The following is a 20596-nucleotide window of genomic DNA, read 5'->3' as shown; positions in this document are numbered from 1 at the left end:
GCGCGAGCCCGGAGGGGGAGCAGTGAAGGATTCCGAGACGTACGACGTGGACGCGGTACGTGCCCGCTTTCCCGCCCTTCGAGCGGGAATCGCGCACTTCGACGGCCCCGGCGGCACGCAGATGCCCACGCCGGTCATCGAGGCCGTCACGGACGCGCTGAGCAACCCGCTGTCGGTCAGGGGCTCCGTGGCGCCGGGAGAGATCAACGCCGAGACGATCGTCCGCGAGTTCCGGCGGGCGATGGCCGATCTCCTGGGCGCGCGGGAGACGGGGGTCGTCGTCGGGCGCAGCGCCACCCAGCTGACGTACGACTTCTCCCGGGTGCTGGCCCGGAGTTGGGCGCCCGGCGACGAGGTGGTGGTGAGCCGGCTGGACCACGACTCCAACATCCGCCCCTGGGTACAGGCCGCCGACCAGGCCGGTGCGGTGGTGCGCTGGGCGGACTTCGATCCGGCCACGGGCGAGCTGCCCGTGGCGTCAGTGGGCGACCTGCTGACCGACCGCACGCGGCTGGTCGCGGTGACCGCCGCCTCGAACCTGATCGGGACACGGCCGGACGTGGCGGCCATGGCCGGCCTGGTCCACGGGGCGGGTGCGCTGCTGTACGTCGACGGGGTGCACTTCGCCGCGCACGCCCTGGTGGACGTCGAAGCGCTCGGCGCGGACCTTTTCGTCTGCTCGCCGTACAAGTTCTTCGGCCCGCACCACGGCGTGCTCGCCGCTTCCCCGCACCTGCTGGAAACCCTGCGACCGGACAAACTCGCGCCGTCGACCGACGCGATACCGGAGCGCTTCGAGCTCGGCACCCTCCCGTACGAAGCCCTCGCGGGCACCCGCGCCGCCGTGGACTTCCTCGCGGATCTCGCCCCCGGCACGGCCGGAGACCGGCGCGAGCGTCTGCGGTCCGCCTACGCGGCGATCGAGGTTCACGAGACGGCGCTGTGCGAGAGGATGGAGGAGGCGCTGTCCCAACTCGACGGCGTGACACGGCACTCCCGCGCGACGCTTCGAACTCCCACGACGCTGCTCACCTTCAACGACCGCAGCGCGTCCGACGCCTACCACTTCCTCGCCCGCTCCCAGGTCCACGCACCCGCGGGCTCGTTCTACGCGCTGGAAGCATCCCGCCATCTCGGCCTGGGAGACACGGGCGGCCTGCGCGTGGGCCTGTCCCCGTACAACAACGCGGACGACGTCGACCGACTGATGACGGGCCTGTCGGCGTTCCTCCGCTCCTGAGCCGCTCGCAAGACGAGAGAAGAGAGCTGTGACTTCGGCCGAGCACCCGACACTGATCCTTCTCTGCGGGCTGCCCGGCTCCGGAAAGACGACATCGGCCAAGCGCCTCGCCGAACTCGTTCCCGCCGTACGGCTGTGTCCGGACGAGTGGATGACCGACCTAGGGCTGGACCCGTACGACGAACCGGCGCGGGATCGTCTTGAGAAGCGCCTGTGGAGCCATGCTCAGGAACTGCTGGGGCTCGGCCGTAGCGTGATCCTGGAATACGGCTTCTGGGGGCGCCGGGAACGGGACGAGAAGCGCCTGGCCGCCCGTGAATTCGGCGTCCCGGTCGAGCTGCACTACCTCACGGCCTCGCTCGACGAGCTGAGTGAGCGGATCAAGTCGCGTACGGCAGAGGGAACGTGGGGAGCGGTCCCGGTCACCCGCGACATGCTCGAAGAGTACGCGGAGCAGTTCGAGGCCCCGACGGACGATGAACTGGCCCTCTTCGACCGGCCTCCTCCTGACCGTCAGGCGGTTGAGCCGGGCGCGCGGATCTCGGCGGCTGTCGACGTGCGTCTGCGGGCTCGGTAGGCCGCCGCCTTCACCCGGTTGCCGCACTCGTCCATCCCGCACCAGGTGCGGCGGGCGCCGCGGGAGCGGTCCAGGTAGATGCGGGTGCAGACGGCGCGACCGCACTCCTTGAGGTGGGCGTCGGGGTCCGCGAGCACGACGACGGCGCTTCTGGCGATGTGGGAGAGGACCGCGCGGAGGTCTCCCGACATACGCAGTCCCGCGTCGCCGAGCGTGATCGAGGGCACCGGTCCGGCGGCCATGCCGTTGACGATCTTGAGGCTGCCCGGATCGAAGGACCGGCCGAGCACGCGGTCGAGAGCGAGCCGGTAGGCCGCCTCGCGCAGTGACAGCGCGGACTCGAAGGCTGCGGGGTCGGCGGTCACACGGTCCGGGAGCCCGTCACATGCGGCCACCCACCGCTCCAGGTCCCCGGGCGCGGCCAGACCGTCGAGGGGCATGTCCCGGCGAGAAACCACGGTGCCGGCCAGATCGAGGGCCGGGTCGCCGCTCACGTACGCGAAGTCCACGTCACCATCTTGACCGGTGACGCGACCGATGACAAGGTCGTCACCTGCTGAACCGGTGACGCAGGCCACTCATGACCCACGCCATGAACGGGAGACCGCATGACCGAGATCCGCGACATCGAGGTCGTCGTCTTCGATGTCCTCGGCACACTCGTCGACGAACCCGGCGGGCTTCGCGCCGAGATCCGCGAGGCGCTGCCCGCGGCCGACGATGCGGCCGTCGACGGACTGCTCACCCTGTGGCAGCGACATGTGGAGGCCGAACAGCAACGCGTCGCGCGGGGCGAACGCCCCTACGCCAACAGCGAGACCATCGACGCGGAGGCCGCTCGACGGGTGGCCGACCGGGCCGGACTCGCCGATCCGGCGGCCATCGCGCGGCTGGCCACGGCGGGGCAGCGCCTGCCCGCCTGGGGCGACTCCGTCTCCGGCCTCGAACGACTCGCGGGTCAACTGCCCGTCCTCGGGCTCTCCAACGCCGGCCGCACCGCCCTGCTGCGCCTGAGCGCCCACGCCGGTCTGCGCTGGCACCAGGCGCTCTCCGGCGAGGCCGCCTCGGCCTACAAACCCTCCGCCGATGTCTACCAACTCGCCATCGACACCGCGGGATGCCGACCGGAGCGCGTGCTCATGGTGGCGGCCCACGCCTGGGACCTCCGCGGCGCGCAGGCGACCGGCATGCGGACGGCGTACGTGCACCGCCCGGTCGGCGATCCGCCGACGAGCACGGACACCTTCGACGGACGGTTCGAGGCACTGGACGACCTGGCCGTCGCGCTGGAGGCGAGGTAGGGCGTCGGGCCGGCCGGTAAGGTGCGGGAATGATCGCGGTACCGGACACGTTCGCGCGGACCACGGCCGAGCGCGAAGGCGCACCGGGAGCGGCATGGCTCGCCGAACTGCCCCGGATCGTGGACGAGTTGCTGGGGTGTTGGGCTGGCCGTCGACCCCAGGGGGTACGTGGGTGACCCCGCGTACGACGCGGGCACGCTGCTCAAGTCACGCGCCCTGGCACTCCTCGCGGCCGACGACCTGGGCAGGGCCGCCCACCGTGTCCTCGACGTATTCACCGAGACCGCGCGGCTCGATCGCGCCCGCGTCCGGCGCTGGGCGCAACTCCACGCTGTCCAGGCCGCGTTCTGGGGCCGCCGCCATGGCTTCCGTATCGCCTGCGGCGGCCCGGGACTGACCCGGCTCACCGGCTTCGCCGACCGCCTCGCGGAGCTGCTGACCGCGGGTGAGACCCGAGTCTTCGGACGCACCGGTCTCGCTTCGGACACACACCCCAACTGAGCTGCCCTGGGCGGCAAAGGGGTGGTGGGGAAGCCCATAGGGTGATCCCCATGTCTGCCACGTTGAGTTCCGCAAAGTCACGTGCCGCGCTCCGCGCGTCGGCCCGTATCTCCGTCGAGTTGCTGGTCATCCTCGTGATGGCCGCGGCCGCTCTCTGGGTTCTGGGGCAGATGTGGTCGGTCGTCTGGCCGCTCATCGTCGGTCTGCTCCTGACCACGCTGACCTGGCCCGCGGCCCGCTTTCTGCGTCGGCACGGGTGGCATTCCGCCCTGGCCGCCTCAGTGGTGATGCTGCTGTTCTTCCTGGTCGCCGCAGGTGTCGTGGCGCTGATCGCTGTTCCCGTGGCCTCCCAGTCGGGCGAGTTGACGAGCGGCGTGAGCGACGGCATCGAGAAGGTGCGTGACTGGGCCTCGGGGCCGCCGCTGAACATCGGGGAGGATGAGATCACCGGCGCCCTCGACAGCGCGGCGGCCCGTGTCCAGGGCAGTGTCGGCACCGTGGTCAACGGCATCGTCACGGGTGTGAGCACGGTGGTCAACGGTGTCGTCACCGCCGTCCTGGCGCTCTTCCTGATGTTCTTCTTCCTCAAGGACGGACCGAACTTCCTGCCGTGGCTGACCCGTCAGCTGCCCGGCCGGCTCGCCACCGACATCCCGGTGGTGTTCGCCCGCAGTTGGGACACCCTCGGCGCGTTCGTGCGCTCCCAGGCGTTCGTCGGCCTGCTCGACGGTGTCTTCATCGGCCTCGGTCTGTGGATCGTGGGCGTACCACTCGTACTCCCGCTGGCCGTACTGACGTTCATCTCCGCGTTCGTCCCCGTCGTCGGCGCCCTGTTCGCCGGACTGGTCGCGGTGCTCATCGCGCTGGTGTCGAACGGCCCGACGGACGCGCTGATCGTGCTGGGGATCATCATCGTGGTGCAGCAGCTCGAAGGCAATGTGTTCCAGCCCATGATCCAGAGCCGGGGGCTCGGCCTCCACGCGGCGGTGATCCTGCTGGCGGTGACGCTCGGTGCGAGCCTGGCGGGCATCGTGGGCAGCCTGCTGGCCGTACCGGCAGCGGCGTTGATAGGGGTGGTCTGGGCATACGTACGCGAGCAGCTCGCCGACGACGAACCAGCGGATCCTGCAACCGGCGAGCCCGCACCCGTGGTTCCTCCGGCCACGACCGGTGACGCTGTCCCGACGCCGTAGAGACGGAGATCCACCGTCCGGCCGATCGCACCGCTACCACTCAGCCCCGACACCGCCGCCGCCCCCACACATGGACGTGAGGGGGGCGGTGTTGTTCGCTCTGTGTCAGTTCCGGACGAGACAGAACGGGTGCCCTGCCGGATCGGCGAAGACGCGCGCTTCGTCACGGAGCGGCGGCTCTGAAGCTGCCGTTACGTAATCCGCCGTCACGGACCTGCCGTTACGGGACTGTCGCGCCACACCCGGCAGGAGACGGCCACCACCAGCGGCCACACGGCCTGAACGAACGTCACCACCCGCTCCGCGACCCCCGGCGCGTGCCCGTTCTGCAACTCCACCGCGAACCACGCGGCGCCCGCGCACATCAGCACGCTCGCGGCGACCGACACCTTGAAATTCAGGGCCCACGGCACGTTCCTCCCGCCGCCTTTCCCACCACCCTTTCCAGCTCGCTTTGCCGCCAGAGCGGGCCAGACCGCGAGCAGCACGAAGCCGGTGCCGGCCACCAGCCCGTGCTTCAGCGCCCCACCACTGATGGGCGCTGGCACCAACGTCAGAGCCATGGCGGACAGCCCGCCGCCGGCCAGCGCGAGCCGCCCGAGGAACGCCGCCTCCCGCAGCCCGTGTGCCGTGGCCAGGTACGACGCACCCAGCACGATCAGTACGCCTGTCATCAACCAGTACCCGCGGGCGCCGTAGGAGGCCAGCACGCTGAGTGTGTCTCCCGCGGGGTCGTACGCCGGTCCTTGCAGCCGTTGCGCAATCGTCCAACCGCCGACCAGAAAAACAGGGGCACCTGCCGAGGAGAGCAGGACCCACCAGGGGGCACGTCGCATCGCCCCACCGTAAACACCACTGGCCCCCTCCTCCCGATGACACACACTCGGCGGACAACACGTCCCTATCGTGGCGGAAGCCGTACAAGCACACCTGTAGGACCAGAACGTAAAGCGCTCGCGGGTCCAGGGCGTCTCAGGCGAACATGGAACGTATGAGTGACCAACCCGCACGATGGACCAAGGCGACCGTCTACCCCGACATGTGGACCGACCCGGACGACGACCCCCGCAACAGCGAAGGAGTCAGTCCGGACGGCGAGCTCGCGACGCTCCAGGAATTCCTGACGGACTATCGCACGACCCTGCGGATGAAGTGCGAGGGCCTGGACGCGGAGCAACTCGCCCGTCGCTCGGTTCCGCCGTCGACGATGTCGCTGCTCGGCCTGCTCCGCCACCTCGCCGAGGTGGAGCGGGACTGGCGCAACTGGATCACCGACGGTGATCCGGCGCCGAAGATCTACGGCGACGGGGGCGCGGACTTCCACGGAGCGGTCGCGGAGGAGGCCGAGGTCGAAGCCGCGTACTCCGCTCTGGCGCGGGAACAGGCGGCGACCGATGCCGAACTCGCCGAGCACCCGGATCTGGGCGAACGCCTGGGGAAGGACGGCATCGCGGTCCGGGAGCTGATGGTGCACAGGATCGACGAGTACGCCCGCCACTGCGGGCACGCCGATCTGCTGCGGGAGTGCATCGACGGACGAGTGGGGCAATGACGGGGGAGCGCCTGCTGAACGTGGTCGATGTCGAGGCGACGTGCTGGGAGGGACAGCCGCCGCCCGGACAGGTGAGCGAGATCATCGAGATCGGACTCACGGTGGTGGACCTGCGCGCGGGCGAACGCCTCGCCAAGCACCGGCTGCTGGTCAGCCCGGCCCGGTCGAAGGTGAGCCCGTTCTGCACGGAGCTGACCGGGCTGACGCAGACCGAGGTGGAGGAGGGCCTGCCGTTCGCCGAGGCGTGCCGGACGCTGGCCGCACAGCACCGAACAGGCCTGCTGCCATGGGCGAGTTGGGGCGACTACGACCGCAACCAGTTCACCCGCCAGTGCCGGCGCACGGGTACGGAGTACCCCTTCGGCCACCGTCACACCAACGCGAAGGTCACCTTCACCGCCTCCTACGGCCTGCGGCGACGCCCCGGTATGGCCCAGGCGCTGACGGTGGCCGGCCTCCCGCTCGAAGGCCGCCACCACCGGGGCGACGACGACGCGTGGAACATCGCCGCACTGGTACTGGATCTGGCCGGCCGCGGAGACTGGCCCGTCGACTAGGACTCGCACCGGTCCTGGGCGAGGACCACTTCTCCCGCATCCATACGAGCGCGGTCCGCACCACGGCGCAGGCAGGCCGCAGCCCGCTGGTTATGTTGCCAACCGTACGGAGGTTCATTGGCGACGCCAACAATATAGGGTGGCTGCCGTGGAAGAGACCCCCGCACACCTGACCACGAAGCCGAGCTGGCTGCTCACTCAAGTGGCGGTGCACGCCCACCGGCTGGCGTCCGAGGGCTTCGGCGAGGTGGGCGCGCGCGGCTACCACTACCGGATCCTGGCCGCGCTGGACGAGTTCGGGGTGGCCAGCCAGGCCGAACTCGGCCGCCGCTGCAACATGGACCGCAGCGACGTCGTAGCGGCGATCAACGAACTGTCCGAGCAGGAGTACGTCGAGCGGACCCCCGACCCGGACGACCGAAGGCGCAACAGGGTGACACTCACCGCGGCGGGCGACCGGCAACTGCGACGCCTGGACCGAGCGCTCGACCAGGTGCAGGACGCCCTGTTGGAACCGCTCTCGGCCGAGGACAGACGGACCCTGACCCGCCTGCTCACCCAACTGTTCACGCACCACCACCAGCGGGCCCAGGCCGTGTTTCAGGTAGCGGGTGAGTCTTGGGCGGATAGTTCTTCCGCCAGTTCCATACAGCGCAGGCGGGCTGGGGAGAAGTCGTAGGGCATCTTGCCGATGGCTTCGAACACGCTCATGGAGTCAGCCTTGCGCTTGCCGGAGCTGAGGTCTGCCTCGTCCTCGCCGTCATCGGCGGTGGCAGGGTACAAAGTGTCCCACGCGTCGAAGAGGGCATCGTCGTCCTTATCCAGGCCGGACTCCTCGATGACGGCGTGCAGGGCGCTTTCGAAGGCGTGCCGCTCGACGGCCACTTGAGCCACCCGTGGATCATCGACGGCGACGCTGTCATCGAGTGCCTCCTCGGCGTCATCGATGCGGTCGGAGTCCTCCCGCAGAGTGGGATGCGTGGCCAGGGCGATGAAGCGGGTGGCCTGGACGGCCGCGCCGAGCGGGCCGAAGATCCGCTCAGTGACCAGCAGAGTGTCCAGGTCCGCCTGGCGCAGGGAGCCTTCGGGCAGGCTCTTGAGGCGTTCGGTGACGAAGTCGGAGAGCAGGCCCATCCGGCTGCCTTCGGTGCGCATCCGCTGCACGGCGGTCCGTTGCCGCCGCAATTCCGCCTCCTGCTCGGCGAGGGTTTCCTCCAGCCGCTCCAGGATGCCCGCGATACCTTCTCCGCTGTCCGCACCGGCGGAAGCCGTGCCGGTGGTGAAGGCGTCACGGATGTCGTCCAGGGCGATCCCGGCGTCGGCCATCTTGCGGATCCACAGCAAGCGGATCATGTCCTCGTACCCGTAGCGGCGGCGGTCATCGCCGCCCCGCTCAGGCTCGGGGAGCAGGCCGATCTCGTGGTAATGGCGAATCGCCCGTGGCGTGCTGCCGGCGAAGGCCGCCGCGTCACCGATCTTGACCTGGCGGGGTGGCATGAAAGACGAATGCATGAGCGGGGACCTTTCCTCAAGGGACCGGGACGTAGGTCCACCGGACCACATGCCGCTGCGGAAGGTGCAACCCCGTACACACCGCTCCGCGCCAATGGCAGCAAATATGCCCTTCGTAATGACCGCATGGCCGTCGTTTCCTGCTGGGGCATCCGCACGACGGCAGGCTGAGGGCCCTCCACCGTTCCGTAGTACCACTGCCGACCGGCCGGAGCGGGAGGGAGAGTGCCGGCGGCCAGATCGACCAGAGCCTCCGCCAGCTCGACAAGCGGAGCCGGGCTGATGTGCTCCGCACCGCGCAGGAAGCTGGTCGCGCTCTCCTCCAACTCGGGCCAGGTCGAGGCCTCGGCCCGGGACACGCCGCCGCGGGCCTTGATCCGACCGGCTGCCTCCACCACGCAGTTCAGGAGCGCACGCCGCTGGTCCACGCTGAAGTCGTCCAGCAGGACCGCGGAGTTGCTGCCCACCAACGCGTGGGTGCGGTTCGGCTCGGTCGGACGACTCGCCACCGACAAAATCGGTTCACCCACACTCCGGTTCAGTGGGACGATCCGCGGCATGTCCGTTGCCGTGTCCCAGTCGTCCAACTCCCCGTCCGATCCGGTCGTCCGCACGGAGGCCGGGCGGGTGCGCGGCTCCCGGGAGGGGAGCCTGGCGGTCTTCCGGGGGATCCCGTTCGCCGAACCGCCCGTCGGCGCACGGCGGTTCGCCGCGCCGCGCGCGGTGCGCGGGTGGGACGGGGAACGGGACGCGCTCGCGTTCGGACCACCCCCACCGCAGGCCGGGTTCTTCGGCATGGACGGGCCCGCGTGGGACGCGGAAGGGCACGACTGGCTGACGGCCAATGTCTGGTCGCCCGACCCGGGCCCCGGCGCGGGCCTGCCGGTGATGGTGTGGATCCAGGGCGGCGCGTACGTGATCGGCATGTCCGGGCTGCCCGAATACGACGGCGGTCGCCTGGCGCGCGAAGGCGGCGTCGTTCTGGTGACCTTCAACTACCGCGTGGGGATCGAGGGTTTCGCCCACATCGAGGGAGCACCGGCCAACCGGGGACTGCTCGACCAGGTCGCCGCGCTGGAGTGGGTCCGCGACAACATCCGCGCCTTCGGCGGGGACCCGGACCGGGTCACGGTCTTCGGCCAGTCGGCAGGCGGCGGATCGGTCGCCGCGCTGATGGCGATGGGGCGTGCGCGGGGGCTGTTCCACCGGGCGGTCGCGCAGAGCGTGCCGGGCACGTTCTTCTCCCCGGACCTCGCCTCCGACGCCGCCGCCGCCTGCGCCTCGGAACTGGGGCTGAAGCCCACGACGGCCGACCTGTCGTCCGTCGACCCGGTCCGGCTGTCCGGCGCGGGCGACGTCCTCACGGCCAAGCTCGCCCAACGGGTGGGGAGTTGGGGGAAGGCCGCGCACCGGCAGATCCCGTTCGCGCCCGTCGTCGACGGCGATGTCCTCCCCGTCACCCCATGGCAGGCACTGGCCGACGGCGCAGGCCGGGACATCGAACTCGTCGCGGGCCACACACGCGACGAACACCGCCTGTTCGGCCTGATCGACGGCACGCTCGGCCAGGTGTCCGAGGAACAGGCGTCGGCCGCCCTTCAGATGTACGCCCCCGGCCCCGACGGCCCACGACGCTACCGCGAGGCTTTCCCGTCGGCCGACCCGAACGAGCTGTACGAACTGGTCCACGGGGACTGGCTGTTCCGCATGCCGTCCCTCCACCTCGCGGACGCGCAGATCGCGGGCGGTGGCCGCGCCCACGTCTACGAACTCAACTGGCCCGCACCCGGCATGGGCGGCGCGCTCCGCGCCTGCCACGGCCTGGACGTGCCGCTCGTCTTCGGCAACCTGGACGCCGGCCAAGCCGCCGGGCTGATCGGCGACGGCCCGTCGCCGGAGGCGGAGACGCTGTCGGCGCGCATGCGCGCCGCGTGGACCGCGTTCGCCGCCCACGGCGACCCCGGCTGGCCCGCGTACGACAGCACGCAGCGCCTGACCCAACTCTTCGACGCCCAACTGGCCGTAACCCCGTACCCGGAGGAGCCCTCCCGTCTGCTCTGGGAGGACCATGTGTTCCCGGCTCTGTCACTGGTCCGTCGGCCGGGTCACGAGTGAGGCGAGAACGCGAGGCGCGAACATGAACGTGAAACGATGGATCGCGATAGGACTGGGCGTCCTCGCGGACAGCCGCGAGGTCGGCAGGCTGCTGAAACAGCACCCGGAGCGGGTGCGGGCAGGCCGTGACTGGCTGCTGGTCGAGGAGGAGCAGGACAACGACTCCCGCGAACTCCGGCACCTGGCCCTGTGGCGCAGACGGACCTGGAACGCGGCCGACGCCGTGGAACCGTACGAGCGACTCGTCGCGGTCCGGGCGCGGGCGTGGGGCGCGGACCATCCCCTGGTCCTGGACACCCGGCTCGGCCTGGCCGCCGTGCGCGCGGAGGCCGGTAATGTGGCCGGGGCCGGTACGACGTACGAGCACCTGCTGTCCGACATGGTGCGCGTACTCGGCGAGGACCACCCCCGGATCCCATGGGTCCGGCGCAACCTGGCGCACTGGCGGAGGACGAAGCACTGGGTACCGCCGCCACTGCCGAGGATGAACGATCTGGAGGGCCGGGCCCGCGAGGACGCGCTGCGCGACGAGCCCCACGACACGGCGGTCATGCGGCACCTGGCCCAGGTGCGCTGGCGCCAGGGCGACGAAGCCGGCGCCGTGGAGGCGTACGAGCACGTGCTGACGGAGCGCCTACGGGCGTGGGGCCCCGACCACGATGTCGTGCTGGTCACCCGGCTCACGATGGCCGACATGCGGGCGGAGGCCGGTGACGTGGCCGGGGCCCTGGAAGCGTACGAGAACCTGCTGGCGGACATGGTGCGGGTCCATGGCCCGGAACACCGCGGCACACGATGGACGCGGCACAAGTTGACCCAGTGGCGGGGCCTGTCCGGCGGATCATCGCTCCACGGCAGATGAGCCCTGGGCAATGATCCGCAGGATGCGACGGGGAACCGGTCGTCAGGCCACCGCGAACTTGGCGACGTACTCGTCGAAGGGCTCGATGCCGACTTCCGCACGGAGTTCGTCCATGCGCTCCGGCTCTGCACAGGGCCACGGCACCGGTGCCCCGTCCTTCACGCCGGCGATCTGAGTGCCGTAGATCTGCCGGCGGCCCTCGTTGACCAACGTGCGGTCGCGCAGAAAGGCCAGCTCGCGAGGGTCGGCCAAGCCTGCCGACACCGCTTGCTCCATCAGCAGGAGAGCGCGACGCTGGACGTCGAGCTGCCGGTCCGCGTGCTGGGCGATCAGCCAGGCCGCGCGTGCGGCCTCCTCGCCGACCATTTCCGCCGTCGGCCAGCCGTACTCGTCCATGATCTCGCCAAGTCGGTCACCGTGCCGTGCGCTCAGCCGTCGCCACGCCAACTGCTCGGCGGGTTCATCGCTGTTGGCGCGGATCGAGGACCGTTGATCGGCCGCGGCCATGTCCGTGAGCTCCACCGTCAGTGCGGCAACGTCGTGCGCCACTCTCAACTCCCAGGTCAGATCGGTGCGCTGTACTCGCTGCCGCAACCCTATGGGCGCATATCGGGCGTAAATATCATTCCGGAGAACGGCGACAGGCGCCTTCCCGCACCCGGATAATGGATCTACACCATCGACCAGTCGATACGGCCCTCCGCGCCGGTGTCAGCCCGGACGGCAGGTCTCACACGCGTGCCTGTCGATCGCCGTCGCCAGATCGGTCGCCGCCGCCCGCACCGCAGGATCCTCGTCACCGCTCAGCACCTCCACCATGCGGGATCCGCGCAGCACGGCGAGGTGAGCCGCGTGCTGGACTTCGAGCTGAGGAACGTTGCCGTGCTCAAGGACCGCCTGGAGCAAGGCGATCACCCCGGGCCGACCGGTCACGGTGTCGGTCACCGCGAGATCCCACAGGAACGGAACCGCCGCGACCGTCGCGTCGAAGACCGCCAGCTCACCGAGCCAGAGGCCGAGGTCACTGAGTGCGTCGGCACTCGTCCCGGCGTCGCCCCACGCCACACGAGTCAGCCGACCGGGAACGCCTTCGGCGGAACCGTACGCATGCTCCAGCTCATGCCATGGAACGCGGTTCAGGCCCTTGAGTAGCGTCCCCAACGCGTCCTCCGGAATGACGTTTCCTTCTCACCGAACAAGCAGCGCAGGGGCGCCGCACCTGTGTTCCCTGGCACCCGCACCACAATCCCACACCGCACATGGGTAGAGTCCACACCCAACACCCCAGCCGAGGAGCCCTCATGAGCACGCAGGAGAACAACACACTCAAGTCTCAGTACGCGGAACAAGTCTCCGCGGACCTTGAGCGGAACACCGTGGAGCAGGAGCGTATCCGTGGCGAAGTCGCCTCCCTGCAGGCGCGGTTGAGTGGTCTGGAGCAGGACCACGAACTGCTGGTCGGCGTGCGCGCGGCACTCGGCGGTACCGGTTCCGGCACCCGTACGGGCAAGAAGTCGCCCGCACCGGCGAGGAGTTCGTCGGCCAAGAAGCCCGCCCGGCAGAAGCCCGTCCGGCAGAAGGCCGTCCGGCAGAAGGCCGCCGCGCTCACCGAGCTGATCCACGAGTATCTGACCGAGCAGTCGGAGCCACGTACGGCCGGTGAGATCGCGAAGGCGCTCACCGCCGTGCACCCGGACCGCAACCTGAATGACAACCTCGTGCGCACCACGACGGAACGCCTGGTGGCGCGCAGCCGTGCCGAGCGCTCCAAGCAGGGCGCCACCGTCCACTACACGGCGGCCAAGCAGGACGACTCCGCGAGCACACCGGCTTCTGCCTGACGCTCGCCCCGGGGCCCTTGGCGGCTGTGGCGGTCTCGTCCCTGACCTGCGCCTACCTCACCCTCGTGCTGTACTGACCAGATGAAGCCCAAGCACAAGCGGGCGTTCCGCACGCGCGCCGAGCGGCACGGCAAGGCGGCTTCCGGCAGCGCCCTCGCCGAGCAGGCCGAACACGTACGCACCAGGGTGCGGCTCATGATCGAGATCACCGCGCGGGCCGGGTCGTACCGGAAGGGCCTGGTCAAGGCCGCCGAACGACTCAGCCCCGAGGAAGCGGTGATCCTCGCCGATCTGGAGGCGCACGGGCTCCAGGTACCGCAGCTCCGCGACGTGCTGCGCGGCGGGCATGTGCTCGTGGACGATCCGCGGCTGTACGAGAAGTGGCGGCGCTCCAAGGGCAGCCATCCGCGGCTCTCCAGCCACCACCGCGACATCGACAAGAAGCTCTACCCCGACATCGGGATGCACGGGCAGGTCGTACGGGAGAAACTGCACGGCCGTACGGTTCAGGGCACCTGGGTGCAGCTGGAGAAGACCCCGGCCGCGTTCGGCGGGCCCAAACTGCCCCGCCCGAGCGACCTGCGCCATCTGATGGACTATGTGGTGTACAAGCTCACCGACAGTAATGTCGGGCCCTGGGGTCTGTCGCGGATGACCGAGCGGCGCCCGCTGTATCTCGCGCCGGTTCTGGCCGTGCCCACGTCCCTGACGCCGCCGATCGCGCGGTCCCTCACCCGGGCGCTGCGCCGGATCGAGGCCAACGACGACGTCACGGCCGCGTCCCAGGAACTGGCGGCCCGGTTCCCGCCGCCCGACCGGCCGGACCTGGCCGGTGAGCTCGGCCAGGCGCTGTCCGAGAGGGCCGGACGGGGCCTGTTCGGCAATTCCGACGTATGGGTGACGCAGACCCCGTCCCGTACCGCCGCCGCCGTGCTCCGGGAGAGTCGCGCGGCGCCCGCCGTGGACGGGTGGCCGACAGGAGGTTCGTCATGAGCGAGGACCGGAACGGCGCTTCTTCGGAGTCACAGCCGGGGCCGGGCGAGGCGTCCGTTCCCCCGGGGCTGGTCACGGCCGTGGTGGATCTGGTGAACACCGGGCCGGTGCTGCTCGGCGCGTACACCATCGCCGAACTCACCGCCGTGGACGCGATCGTGGACTTCCTGGAGGCCCGGCCGTCGGAGGACGAACTCACCGAGGCCGTCCGCTCGTTGGCCGCGCGCCAACTCCTCATGGCCGGTTCATCGGGCGAGGAGGTCCAGGTGCGCGGAGACCTGGGCATCGCCGTCGCGTTCCAGCAGCGGGCCAGGAAGGTGCTCGACGCCCGTACGACCGGAACGGAGCCGGGCGAGCCCTGGCGGATCCTGCTGCTTCCCCAGCCCGAGAAGATCTGTCTGAAGGTCAGCATCGACGCGCTCGGCGTCCACCAGATCGGCCTCCACAAGCTCGACGAGGCCCTCCGTACGCTCACCGACTGGCTTCCCCGGGGCCCGTCGGCGGACAACGATCAGCCGACGGACGCCGATGCCGTGCTCACCGGGGCGGAGCGTTCCGCGCTGGTCACCGTCACCGAGTACACCGCGGTGGGATCGGCCGAGACGGCGGGCACCAGCACCGACCTGATCCTCGCCCGGAACGAGGGGCGACTGCACGTCCTGTCCCGGGACCCGCGGGACCGGGAGCGGCTGGTGCCGGCCGCGGAGGACGGCAGCGACGGCGTCCGCGACAGGCTGGCGGACCTCCTGGCGGCGTAAGCGCGCCGAGGCCGCCCCGGGATCAGGCCGAGCGGACGCAGAAGGGATGCCCGGCCGGGCTGGCGTACACCCGGGAGCCCGGCTGAGCCGAGGCGACAACGCCGGTGGCCGGCCGCAGTCGTCGGCCGCCGGAGTCGAGTACCCGCTGGTCCGTGGCCGCCGCGTCGTCGGTCGCGAGGTCGAAGTGCAGCTGCTGGGAAGCGCCGTCGGGCCACTGCGGCGGCACATGCCCCGGAGCGTGCTGGATGACGATCACGGGGAACCCGTCGACCCGCAGGAAGTGGTGGTTCTCCGTCCTCGTGGGCGGGCCGCCGCCGAGCAGACCGTGCCAGAAGGAGCTCTCGCTCTCCAGGTCCGCGGCGTCCAGAATCAGTGATGTGAGGCTGATGGTCATGGTGGTCACGTTCTCTCTCCTCGATTCCCGTACGGGGGCGCGGTTCAGACGACGGGGATGATGCCGCCGTCGACCCGGAACTGCGCGCCGGTGAGCCACTTGGCGCGGCCGGAGGCGAGGAACGCGATCATCTCCGCGACATCCTCCGGGCTGCCCGGACGCCCCATCGGCACCTTCAGCCGGTCCACGAGCTGCCGCTTGACGTCGTCAACTCCCACACCCTGGCTGTCGGCCATGTGCTGGAGGTGGTCGGCCGCTCCCTCGGTGACGACGAAGCCGGGCAGAACGCACACCACGCGCACGCCGTGCTCTCCCACCGCCGTCGCCAACTCGCGGCTGTAGGCGTTGAGTGCTGCCTTCGACGCGGCGTACGACGCCTCGGCGGGCTGGGGGAGACGGCTGGCGATGGAGGAGACATGCACCACGACACCGGAGCCGCGCTCGACCATCCCGGGAACCAGGGCCCGGTCGAGCCGGACAGCGCCGAGCAGGTTTATCTCCAGGTCCGCGAGCCAGGACGCGTCGGGCCGCTCAAGCGTCGGTATCGGTCCGGTCGCGGCTCCGGCGTTGTTCACCAGGACATCGACGCCCCCGACGGTGTCCAGTACGCGCCGCCCCAGCTCGGCCACCCCCTCCGCGGACCGCAGGTCGGCGGGGATGAAGGTGGCGTGGACGTCCTCCGGGGGTGCGGTGCGCGAGGCCGTCAGCACGGTGGCGCCGGCGGCGGCGAAGCGCTGGGCCGTCGCCCTGCCCAGCCCACGGCTGCCCCCGGTCACCAGCACGCGCAGACCGCTCAGTCCCTCGTCCTCGTTCACGTACACATTCGTCATGTGCTTTCCCTCCCAGTAAAATGAACCCGACTCCGGAAACAGTACACGCAACCTGAACCTGATTCACCTTATGGAGGACCGTTGCCGTCGCCACGTCCGATGCGCGCCGATGCCCGCCGTAACCGCGAAGCGCTCCTGGCCGCCGCGCGCCAGGCCTTTCTCGCCGGGGACGCCGACGCCCACGTGGAGGAGATCGCCCGACGAGCCGGGGTGGCGGTCGGCACGCTCTACCGCCACTTCGAAACGCGGGAGGCGCTCGTCGCCGAGGTCTACCGCCAGGAAGTCGCCGACCTCTGCGCGGCCCCCGGCCGACTGCTCGCGCGACACGCGCCGGACGAAGCCCTGCACGCCTTTCTGCTCCTGCTCGTGGAGCACTCGGCGATGGGCAAAGGCATGGGGGAGGCGTTGGAGAGCATCATGACGACCGACTCGCCGATCTTCGACGACGCACGCGACGAGATGGCCCGCGCCCTCGACGAACTGCTCGCCGCCGGCGCCGCCGCCGGACTCGTCCGCGGCGATATCGACGGACGCGTTGTCCTGCGCGCCCTCGGCGGCATCTGCGGGATGCGCGCGAAGGGGTGGAAGGACGACGCGGTGCGCATCGTCGCGATCCTGTACGACGGTCTGCGCTACGGCGCGGCGAATCACGGCCGGGCCGTGTCGTGAAAGAGCGCCGCCCTTCGTGATGATCTTCGCGTGGGCGGGGAGATCCGAGGGAATCCCGCGAGCGGCGATGAGTCCTGCGGCGTCCGGCGGTCGTGCTGTCGACCCCGCCCGTTACCGAGGAGGACTTCTGATGCGCAGCGTGACCTACTCGATGAGCGTCTCACTCGACGGCTGCATCGTCGGGCCGGATGGCGGCTTCGACTGGCCGGGGCCCCACGAGGAGATCCGTCGCTTCGCCACCGACGAGGTGCGAAAGGTCGGCGTCCACCTGTTGGGGCGACGGCTGTAATCGCGATTCTCGTTCATGACGGTGAGTTGGTGGGGTCCCCCGTTCCTTCGCCGGGTGGCAGCTCCGAGGGGGCGAGAGAGGCGTCCGGAACGGCCTCGGGGGTCTGGTCCGGCGTCACGTTGTCAGGCACTCGGCTCTGCGAGGGAGTGATCGGCGGCACCCGATGCTGCTGGCCTGCCTCACTGGACGAGAAGACCGCCCCGAAGGCCAGCACACCGAGGACAACTGCCGTCGCCACACCCCCGATCAGCACCAGCGGAACCTTCCTCGTGCCCGTGCCCGTACCCGTCGTCGGAGGAGAAAGCGGAGGGGGAGGGAGAGGGGGCGGGGGCGGGACAGGACCAGGTGCGGAACCGCCGCCCCGGGGCGAATGCCCACCGCCGTCGTGACCGGTCGCGCTCACGGAAGGGGATTCCTGCCGGACTACGGGTGTGGAGCCGGTGGACCGTGGGCCGAGCTCCGACGCCACGATGTCCGCCGGCGGCCCCAGCCGCTTCAGAACGGCACGGACCGCCTCGGCATGCGCGGCGTCCGCTTCTTCCAGGCCGGCTTCTATGTGCTCGGCGATCTCCTGCCTGAGCTCCGTGCGGCGTTCGTCTCCGAGGAACACGGAAGCATTGTCGAGACGGCGCAGATACTCCTCGACAAGCTGATCTCCTGTTGAGGTCACTGATGACTCCCCTCGCTGCCCAGAAGGCTGTCGACGGTGGATTTGAAAGTCCCCCACTCACCGGCGAAATCAGTCAGTGCGGTTCGGCCCGCGGCCGTCAGCGTGTAGTAGCGGCGCGGTGGTCCGGTCTCGGACTCTTTCCATACGGTGCTCACCCACCCCTCCTTCCGGAGTCGTGAGAGCAGCGGATAGATGGTGCCTTCACTGGTCGCGAGACCGTGGGCGTCACACAGTTCCCGTACGAGCTCGAAGGCGTACTTCTCGTTGTCGCGGAGGAGAGCCAGAACGCAGAACTGCAGGATCCCACGCCGGAGTTGACTCACTCCGGAATGCGCTCCACCAGGAAGTACCATGCAACACAAGGTACCTGCTGCGGGCCGTTACCGCCAGGATCCTCTTCCTGCTCCGGGGGCGGGGATCCAGGCACGGACGCGGGCTTCAGCGGCCGGTGGAGCCGTCGGCCTGTTCACGGAGGATGTCGGCGTGGCCCGCGTGCCGTCCGGTCTCCTCGATCATGTGGACCAGGACCCATCGCATCGTGGGGGTGGACGCGGGACGCGGAGGGTGGGGGATCGGGAGGCTCAGATCGGGGCAGGCCGTGATCACGCGGTTCGCCTGCTCGACGGCGTCGCGGTAGCCGGCGAGCAGCTGCTCCGCGGTCTCCTCGGGCGCGGGCCGCATGCTGGCGGCCCAGTCGGCGGTGTCCTCGCCCAGGAAGTAGAATCGTTCGACGACCGTCAGGTGTTTGACGAGTCCCAGGAGGCTGGTGCCCGAAGGCACTCCGGGAGTACGGACCTGGGGCTCCGGGACCCCCGTCGCCTTGCCCGCGACCGCGCTCCGCAGGTAGTCGAGAAAGCCGAGCAGCGTCGTCCTCTCGTCGGCGTCGGCGCGCGGGGGCTTGGTGTCGGTCATCCGGATCCTCCTCATCTCCCGGCAGCGTTCACCGGGGCATGGGCCCACGATGCCCACGCTCCCCGCCATCGGCAACCTTCCTTGCCGGACCGGCAAGGAGCGGACCGAGTCGGATCCCGGCACGGGGGCAGCGCCGCCGGTGACCCGGTCAGGACGGTTGGCGTAGTCCTGCCACAAGAAGCGCGACCAGGCGGCGCGCGTCGTAGCCGGGGTCGCTGTCGGCGCCGATACAGAGGTTGCCGATGCCACGCATGAGCTGGAGCGCCTCAAAGCCGGAGCGGATCTCACCGGAGGCGACGGCCGCGTCCAACAACTGGCTGCACACCGGCACGAGGCGGTCGAGGAAGTACGCGTGCAGCGTTTCAAAGCTGGCGTTGTCGGTCTGCAGCGCGGCTGCCAGGCCGTGCTTGGTGACCAGGAAGTCGACGAAGAGGTCGACCCACCCTTCGAGGGCCGCGTGCGGCGTCGGACCGGTCGCCAGAAGGACCGGACCGGCTTCGGCGCAGGCGTCGACCTGGTGGCGGTAGACGGCGATGACGAGGTCCGCCCGGGTGGGGAAGTGGCGGTAGATCGTACCCATTCCGACCCCGGCCCTGGCCGCGATGTCACGTACCGGCGCTTCCACACCCGAGGTGACGAAGACGGCGGCGGCCGCCTCCAGCAGGGCCTGGTGGTTACGTCGGGCGTCCTTACGCCTGGACCCCGCCGCGCTGCCCGTACCCTGACCGCTGCCGCTCACCGCCGGCGCTCCTTCCGCGCAACAGACCGGAACCACGTGTCCGTAGCGATTCCGGAGTGAAGTTCCGTTTCGTCCATGATGACAGACCGGGTGAGCGGCGACCAAGCCCCCCGGGACCCCTCACGCTGTCGGTCAGCCGGAGACTTCGCGGGTGAGGGGGATGGCTCGGGAGAGGTAGACCGTGCTGATGACGATGAGGGCGACGCCACCGAGTTGGGGGAGGAACCACCAGCCCGTTCGGATGTGTTCGGAGTAGAGCGCGACGCCGAGGACGAGGCTGACTGTCGCGTCGCCGATGGTGAGGGCGGGCTGTGAGGCGGCGATGGGTCCGGCCTGGAGGGCGTTCTCAAGGAGGAACACCGCCGCGATGCCGCAGACAACGAATCCGTAGGTCTGCCAGGTGGTGAGGAACGCGACGAGGCCGTCCTCCGAGAAGGTGTTGGCCGCGGACTTGATCAGCGCGGCGGTGAGCGCGTTGCCGATGGCCGCCGCTGCCCCGATGAGGGCGGCTCTGCGCGCGCCGGACGGGAGGCGAATCGCGAGAAGCACCGCGAGCCCCATCGCGCCCAGGCACAGGGCGATGGCAATGATCCACGAGGCCATCGGGGCGTGGGTCGTGCCGGGGCTCGGGGCCGCGGCGGCGACGGCCAGGGCGAGTCCGGCGACCAGACAGGTGATCGCGTACCAGCCGGTCGCGGGCAGGGAGCGGTGCAGGATCGGCAGAGCGATCAGCAGCGCGAATGGCAGTTCGAGGATGAATACGGGCTGGGCGAGGGACAGCGGTCCTTCGATGAGCGCGAGGGCCTGGAAGAGCGCCGCGCAGGCCACGGCGCAGATACCGAGCATCCATACGGGCTGACGGACCATGTCCAGCAGCAGCCGGAGACGGAACGCGTCGCCGCGTGGCACCACGAGGGCGGCTTTGCGCTGCAGCACCGTGCCCGTCGCATTGCTCGCGGCTCCCAACAGAGCGAAGAGAACACAAAGGATCGTCAGGTTGGGCTCCCGGATATGGGCGGCGGCCTTTACGGGCTTTGAAGGATGGCGGGGAGTTGATCCGCCCTCAGCATCACCGACGCTTCGTGCCGGCG

The 20596-nt window shown here is 70.1% G+C and carries 25 protein-coding genes and 3 pseudogenes; 15 read left to right on the top strand and 13 right to left on the bottom strand.

The features are described from left to right. Window positions 1-22: 22 nt before the first annotated feature. Both OIE74_RS00855 and OIE74_RS00850 read left to right on the top strand, forming a co-directional pair. Window positions 23-1240, top strand: a complete 1218-nt coding sequence (locus OIE74_RS00855) for a cysteine desulfurase-like protein (RefSeq protein ID WP_329377302.1) — start codon at window positions 23-25, stop codon at window positions 1238-1240. 28 nt (window positions 1241-1268) lie between these two features. After that, window positions 1269-1817 (top strand): AAA family ATPase, encoded by a 549-nt coding sequence (locus tag OIE74_RS00850; protein ID WP_329377300.1) that lies wholly within the window; start codon window positions 1269-1271, stop codon window positions 1815-1817. On the opposite strand, the gene OIE74_RS00845 is transcribed toward OIE74_RS00850, so the two are convergent. Further along, on the bottom strand, window positions 1754-2326 hold the full coding sequence (locus OIE74_RS00845) for a CGNR zinc finger domain-containing protein (protein WP_329377298.1): 573 nt from the start codon (window positions 2324-2326) through the stop codon (window positions 1754-1756). The two genes, OIE74_RS00850 and OIE74_RS00845, sit on opposite strands and share 64 nt — an antisense overlap. Window positions 2327-2425: 99 nt before the next feature. On the opposite strand from OIE74_RS00845, the gene OIE74_RS00840 reads away from it, so the two are divergent. The 3 genes and pseudogenes from OIE74_RS00840 to OIE74_RS00830 all read left to right on the top strand — a co-directional run bounded on the left by OIE74_RS00840 (window position 2426) and on the right by OIE74_RS00830 (window position 4812). Then, window positions 2426-3118 carry a haloacid dehalogenase type II gene (locus OIE74_RS00840; protein ID WP_329377296.1) on the top strand — a complete coding sequence of 231 codons (693 nt, stop codon included), beginning with the start codon at window positions 2426-2428 and terminating at the stop codon, window positions 3116-3118. Window positions 3119-3262: 144 nt separating this feature from the next. Then, window positions 3263-3619 (top strand): annotated as a pseudogene (locus OIE74_RS00835) (aminoglycoside phosphotransferase family protein); the annotation flags it as partial. A gap of 50 nt (window positions 3620-3669) precedes the next feature. Beyond that, the gene (locus OIE74_RS00830) at window positions 3670-4812 is read left to right on the top strand and encodes an AI-2E family transporter (protein ID WP_329377294.1); all 1143 of its coding nucleotides are present in this window, start codon (window positions 3670-3672) and stop codon (window positions 4810-4812) included. Window positions 4813-5018: 206 nt separating this feature from the next. On the opposite strand, the gene OIE74_RS00825 is transcribed toward OIE74_RS00830, so the two are convergent. Further along, complete coding sequence (locus OIE74_RS00825) at window positions 5019-5648, bottom strand: DUF998 domain-containing protein (RefSeq protein WP_329377292.1); 630 nt, start codon at window positions 5646-5648, stop codon at window positions 5019-5021. A 155-nt stretch (window positions 5649-5803) separates the two neighbouring features. Between OIE74_RS00825 and OIE74_RS00820 the strand changes: the two genes are divergently transcribed. The 3 genes from OIE74_RS00820 to OIE74_RS00810 all read left to right on the top strand — a co-directional run bounded on the left by OIE74_RS00820 (window position 5804) and on the right by OIE74_RS00810 (window position 7600). Next, complete coding sequence (locus OIE74_RS00820; RefSeq protein ID WP_329377289.1) at window positions 5804-6364, top strand: DinB family protein; 561 nt, start codon at window positions 5804-5806, stop codon at window positions 6362-6364. Further along, window positions 6361-6921 (top strand): 3'-5' exonuclease, encoded by a 561-nt coding sequence (locus tag OIE74_RS00815; protein WP_329377288.1) that lies wholly within the window; start codon window positions 6361-6363, stop codon window positions 6919-6921. Before OIE74_RS00820 ends, OIE74_RS00815 begins: the two co-directional genes overlap by 4 nt. A 148-nt stretch (window positions 6922-7069) precedes the next feature. Continuing rightward, window positions 7070-7600: a MarR family winged helix-turn-helix transcriptional regulator gene (locus OIE74_RS00810; RefSeq protein WP_329377286.1), complete on the top strand. Its 531-nt coding sequence runs from the start codon at window positions 7070-7072 to the stop codon at window positions 7598-7600. Here OIE74_RS00810 and OIE74_RS00805 read toward each other — a convergent pair. Beyond that, complete coding sequence (locus OIE74_RS00805; RefSeq protein WP_329377284.1) at window positions 7522-8433, bottom strand: MerR family transcriptional regulator; 912 nt, start codon at window positions 8431-8433, stop codon at window positions 7522-7524. The genes OIE74_RS00810 and OIE74_RS00805 overlap by 79 nt on opposite strands. A 558-nt stretch (window positions 8434-8991) precedes the next feature. On the opposite strand from OIE74_RS00805, the gene OIE74_RS00800 reads away from it, so the two are divergent. Both OIE74_RS00800 and OIE74_RS00795 read left to right on the top strand, forming a co-directional pair. After that, window positions 8992-10548 carry a carboxylesterase/lipase family protein gene (locus OIE74_RS00800; RefSeq protein WP_329392120.1) on the top strand — a complete coding sequence of 519 codons (1557 nt, stop codon included), beginning with the start codon at window positions 8992-8994 and terminating at the stop codon, window positions 10546-10548. A 22-nt stretch (window positions 10549-10570) separates the two neighbouring features. Then, entirely contained in the window at window positions 10571-11410 is an 840-nt protein-coding gene (locus OIE74_RS00795) for a tetratricopeptide repeat protein (RefSeq protein ID WP_329377282.1), read from the top strand. Between the two features lie 42 nt (window positions 11411-11452). On the opposite strand, the gene OIE74_RS00790 is transcribed toward OIE74_RS00795, so the two are convergent. Both OIE74_RS00790 and OIE74_RS00785 read right to left on the bottom strand, forming a co-directional pair. Then, window positions 11453-11959, bottom strand: a complete 507-nt coding sequence (locus OIE74_RS00790; RefSeq protein ID WP_329377280.1) for a DUF6624 domain-containing protein — start codon at window positions 11957-11959, stop codon at window positions 11453-11455. Window positions 11960-12121: 162 nt separating this feature from the next. Continuing rightward, a complete protein-coding gene (locus OIE74_RS00785; RefSeq protein ID WP_329377278.1) occupies window positions 12122-12475 on the bottom strand; it encodes a hypothetical protein in 354 nt (117 codons plus the stop codon). Between the two features lie 236 nt (window positions 12476-12711). Between OIE74_RS00785 and OIE74_RS00780 the strand changes: the two genes are divergently transcribed. The 3 genes from OIE74_RS00780 (at window position 12712) to OIE74_RS00770 (ending at window position 15002) form a co-directional block, all read left to right on the top strand. Next, entirely contained in the window at window positions 12712-13251 is a 540-nt protein-coding gene (locus OIE74_RS00780; protein ID WP_329377276.1) for a hypothetical protein, read from the top strand. Window positions 13252-13332: 81 nt separating this feature from the next. Then, window positions 13333-14244 carry a hypothetical protein gene (locus OIE74_RS00775; protein ID WP_329377274.1) on the top strand — a complete coding sequence of 304 codons (912 nt, stop codon included), beginning with the start codon at window positions 13333-13335 and terminating at the stop codon, window positions 14242-14244. Then, window positions 14241-15002 (top strand): hypothetical protein, encoded by a 762-nt coding sequence (locus OIE74_RS00770; protein ID WP_329377272.1) that lies wholly within the window; start codon window positions 14241-14243, stop codon window positions 15000-15002. The genes OIE74_RS00775 and OIE74_RS00770 overlap by 4 nt, the downstream gene beginning before the upstream one ends. Window positions 15003-15024: 22 nt before the next feature. On the opposite strand, the gene OIE74_RS00765 is transcribed toward OIE74_RS00770, so the two are convergent. Together OIE74_RS00765 and OIE74_RS00760 are read right to left on the bottom strand one after the other, a co-directional pair. Beyond that, on the bottom strand, window positions 15025-15396 hold the full coding sequence (locus tag OIE74_RS00765; RefSeq protein ID WP_329392119.1) for a VOC family protein: 372 nt from the start codon (window positions 15394-15396) through the stop codon (window positions 15025-15027). Window positions 15397-15440: 44 nt separating this feature from the next. Further along, the gene (locus OIE74_RS00760) at window positions 15441-16226 is read right to left on the bottom strand and encodes an oxidoreductase (RefSeq protein WP_329377270.1); all 786 of its coding nucleotides are present in this window, start codon (window positions 16224-16226) and stop codon (window positions 15441-15443) included. Between the two features lie 81 nt (window positions 16227-16307). Between OIE74_RS00760 and OIE74_RS00755 the strand changes: the two genes are divergently transcribed. Next, window positions 16308-16895, top strand: a complete 588-nt coding sequence (locus OIE74_RS00755) for a TetR/AcrR family transcriptional regulator (RefSeq protein ID WP_329377268.1) — start codon at window positions 16308-16310, stop codon at window positions 16893-16895. Window positions 16896-17025: 130 nt separating this feature from the next. After that, window positions 17026-17181 (top strand): annotated as a pseudogene (locus OIE74_RS00750) (dihydrofolate reductase family protein); the annotation flags it as partial. 16 nt (window positions 17182-17197) lie between these two features. Here the strand turns inward: OIE74_RS00750 and OIE74_RS00745 are convergent. The 6 genes and pseudogenes from OIE74_RS00745 to OIE74_RS00720 form a co-directional block, all read right to left on the bottom strand. Further along, window positions 17198-17437 (bottom strand): hypothetical protein, encoded by a 240-nt coding sequence (locus tag OIE74_RS00745; RefSeq protein WP_329377267.1) that lies wholly within the window; start codon window positions 17435-17437, stop codon window positions 17198-17200. Between the two features lie 270 nt (window positions 17438-17707). Then, window positions 17708-17794: pseudogene (locus OIE74_RS38525) on the bottom strand (hypothetical protein); the annotation flags it as partial. 56 nt (window positions 17795-17850) lie between these two features. Beyond that, on the bottom strand, window positions 17851-18207 hold the full coding sequence (locus OIE74_RS00735; protein ID WP_329377263.1) for a PadR family transcriptional regulator: 357 nt from the start codon (window positions 18205-18207) through the stop codon (window positions 17851-17853). 85 nt (window positions 18208-18292) lie between these two features. Next, complete coding sequence (locus tag OIE74_RS00730) at window positions 18293-18766, bottom strand: DinB family protein (protein WP_329377261.1); 474 nt, start codon at window positions 18764-18766, stop codon at window positions 18293-18295. Window positions 18767-18914: 148 nt separating this feature from the next. Further along, window positions 18915-19505 carry a TetR/AcrR family transcriptional regulator gene (locus tag OIE74_RS00725; protein WP_329377259.1) on the bottom strand — a complete coding sequence of 197 codons (591 nt, stop codon included), beginning with the start codon at window positions 19503-19505 and terminating at the stop codon, window positions 18915-18917. Between the two features lie 132 nt (window positions 19506-19637). Then, a complete protein-coding gene (locus tag OIE74_RS00720) occupies window positions 19638-20501 on the bottom strand; it encodes a DMT family transporter (RefSeq protein ID WP_329392118.1) in 864 nt (287 codons plus the stop codon). Window positions 20502-20596: the final 95 nt, after the last annotated feature.

Source organism: Streptomyces sp. NBC_01716, assembly GCF_036248275.1.
GTDB lineage: Bacteria > Actinomycetota > Actinomycetes > Streptomycetales > Streptomycetaceae > Streptomyces.
This window is presented reverse-complemented; position numbering and strand designations above follow the sequence as displayed.

Excerpts from the sequence above, each read along its gene's own strand:
- OIE74_RS00770 (WP_329377272.1), top strand. The coding sequence starts at position 14,241 with ATGAGCGAGGACCGGAACGGCGCTTCTTCGGAGTCACAGCCGGGGCCG.
- OIE74_RS00825 (WP_329377292.1), bottom strand. The coding sequence starts at position 5,648 with ATGCGACGTGCCCCCTGGTGGGTCCTGCTCTCCTCGGCAGGTGCCCCT.
- OIE74_RS00730 (WP_329377261.1), bottom strand. The coding sequence starts at position 18,766 with ATGACCGACACCAAGCCCCCGCGCGCCGACGCCGACGAGAGGACGACG.
- OIE74_RS00820 (WP_329377289.1), top strand. The coding sequence starts at position 5,804 with ATGAGTGACCAACCCGCACGATGGACCAAGGCGACCGTCTACCCCGAC.
- OIE74_RS00795 (WP_329377282.1), top strand. The coding sequence starts at position 10,571 with ATGAACGTGAAACGATGGATCGCGATAGGACTGGGCGTCCTCGCGGAC.
- OIE74_RS00765 (WP_329392119.1), bottom strand. The coding sequence starts at position 15,396 with ATGACCATCAGCCTCACATCACTGATTCTGGACGCCGCGGACCTGGAG.
- OIE74_RS00760 (WP_329377270.1), bottom strand. The coding sequence starts at position 16,226 with ATGACGAATGTGTACGTGAACGAGGACGAGGGACTGAGCGGTCTGCGC.
- OIE74_RS00775 (WP_329377274.1), top strand. The coding sequence starts at position 13,333 with ATGAAGCCCAAGCACAAGCGGGCGTTCCGCACGCGCGCCGAGCGGCAC.
- OIE74_RS00815 (WP_329377288.1), top strand. The coding sequence starts at position 6,361 with ATGACGGGGGAGCGCCTGCTGAACGTGGTCGATGTCGAGGCGACGTGC.
- OIE74_RS00805 (WP_329377284.1), bottom strand. The coding sequence starts at position 8,433 with ATGCATTCGTCTTTCATGCCACCCCGCCAGGTCAAGATCGGTGACGCG.
- OIE74_RS00735 (WP_329377263.1), bottom strand. The coding sequence starts at position 18,207 with ATGGTACTTCCTGGTGGAGCGCATTCCGGAGTGAGTCAACTCCGGCGT.
- OIE74_RS00840 (WP_329377296.1), top strand. The coding sequence starts at position 2,426 with ATGACCGAGATCCGCGACATCGAGGTCGTCGTCTTCGATGTCCTCGGC.
- OIE74_RS00830 (WP_329377294.1), top strand. The coding sequence starts at position 3,670 with ATGTCTGCCACGTTGAGTTCCGCAAAGTCACGTGCCGCGCTCCGCGCG.
- OIE74_RS00780 (WP_329377276.1), top strand. The coding sequence starts at position 12,712 with ATGAGCACGCAGGAGAACAACACACTCAAGTCTCAGTACGCGGAACAA.
- OIE74_RS00800 (WP_329392120.1), top strand. The coding sequence starts at position 8,992 with ATGTCCGTTGCCGTGTCCCAGTCGTCCAACTCCCCGTCCGATCCGGTC.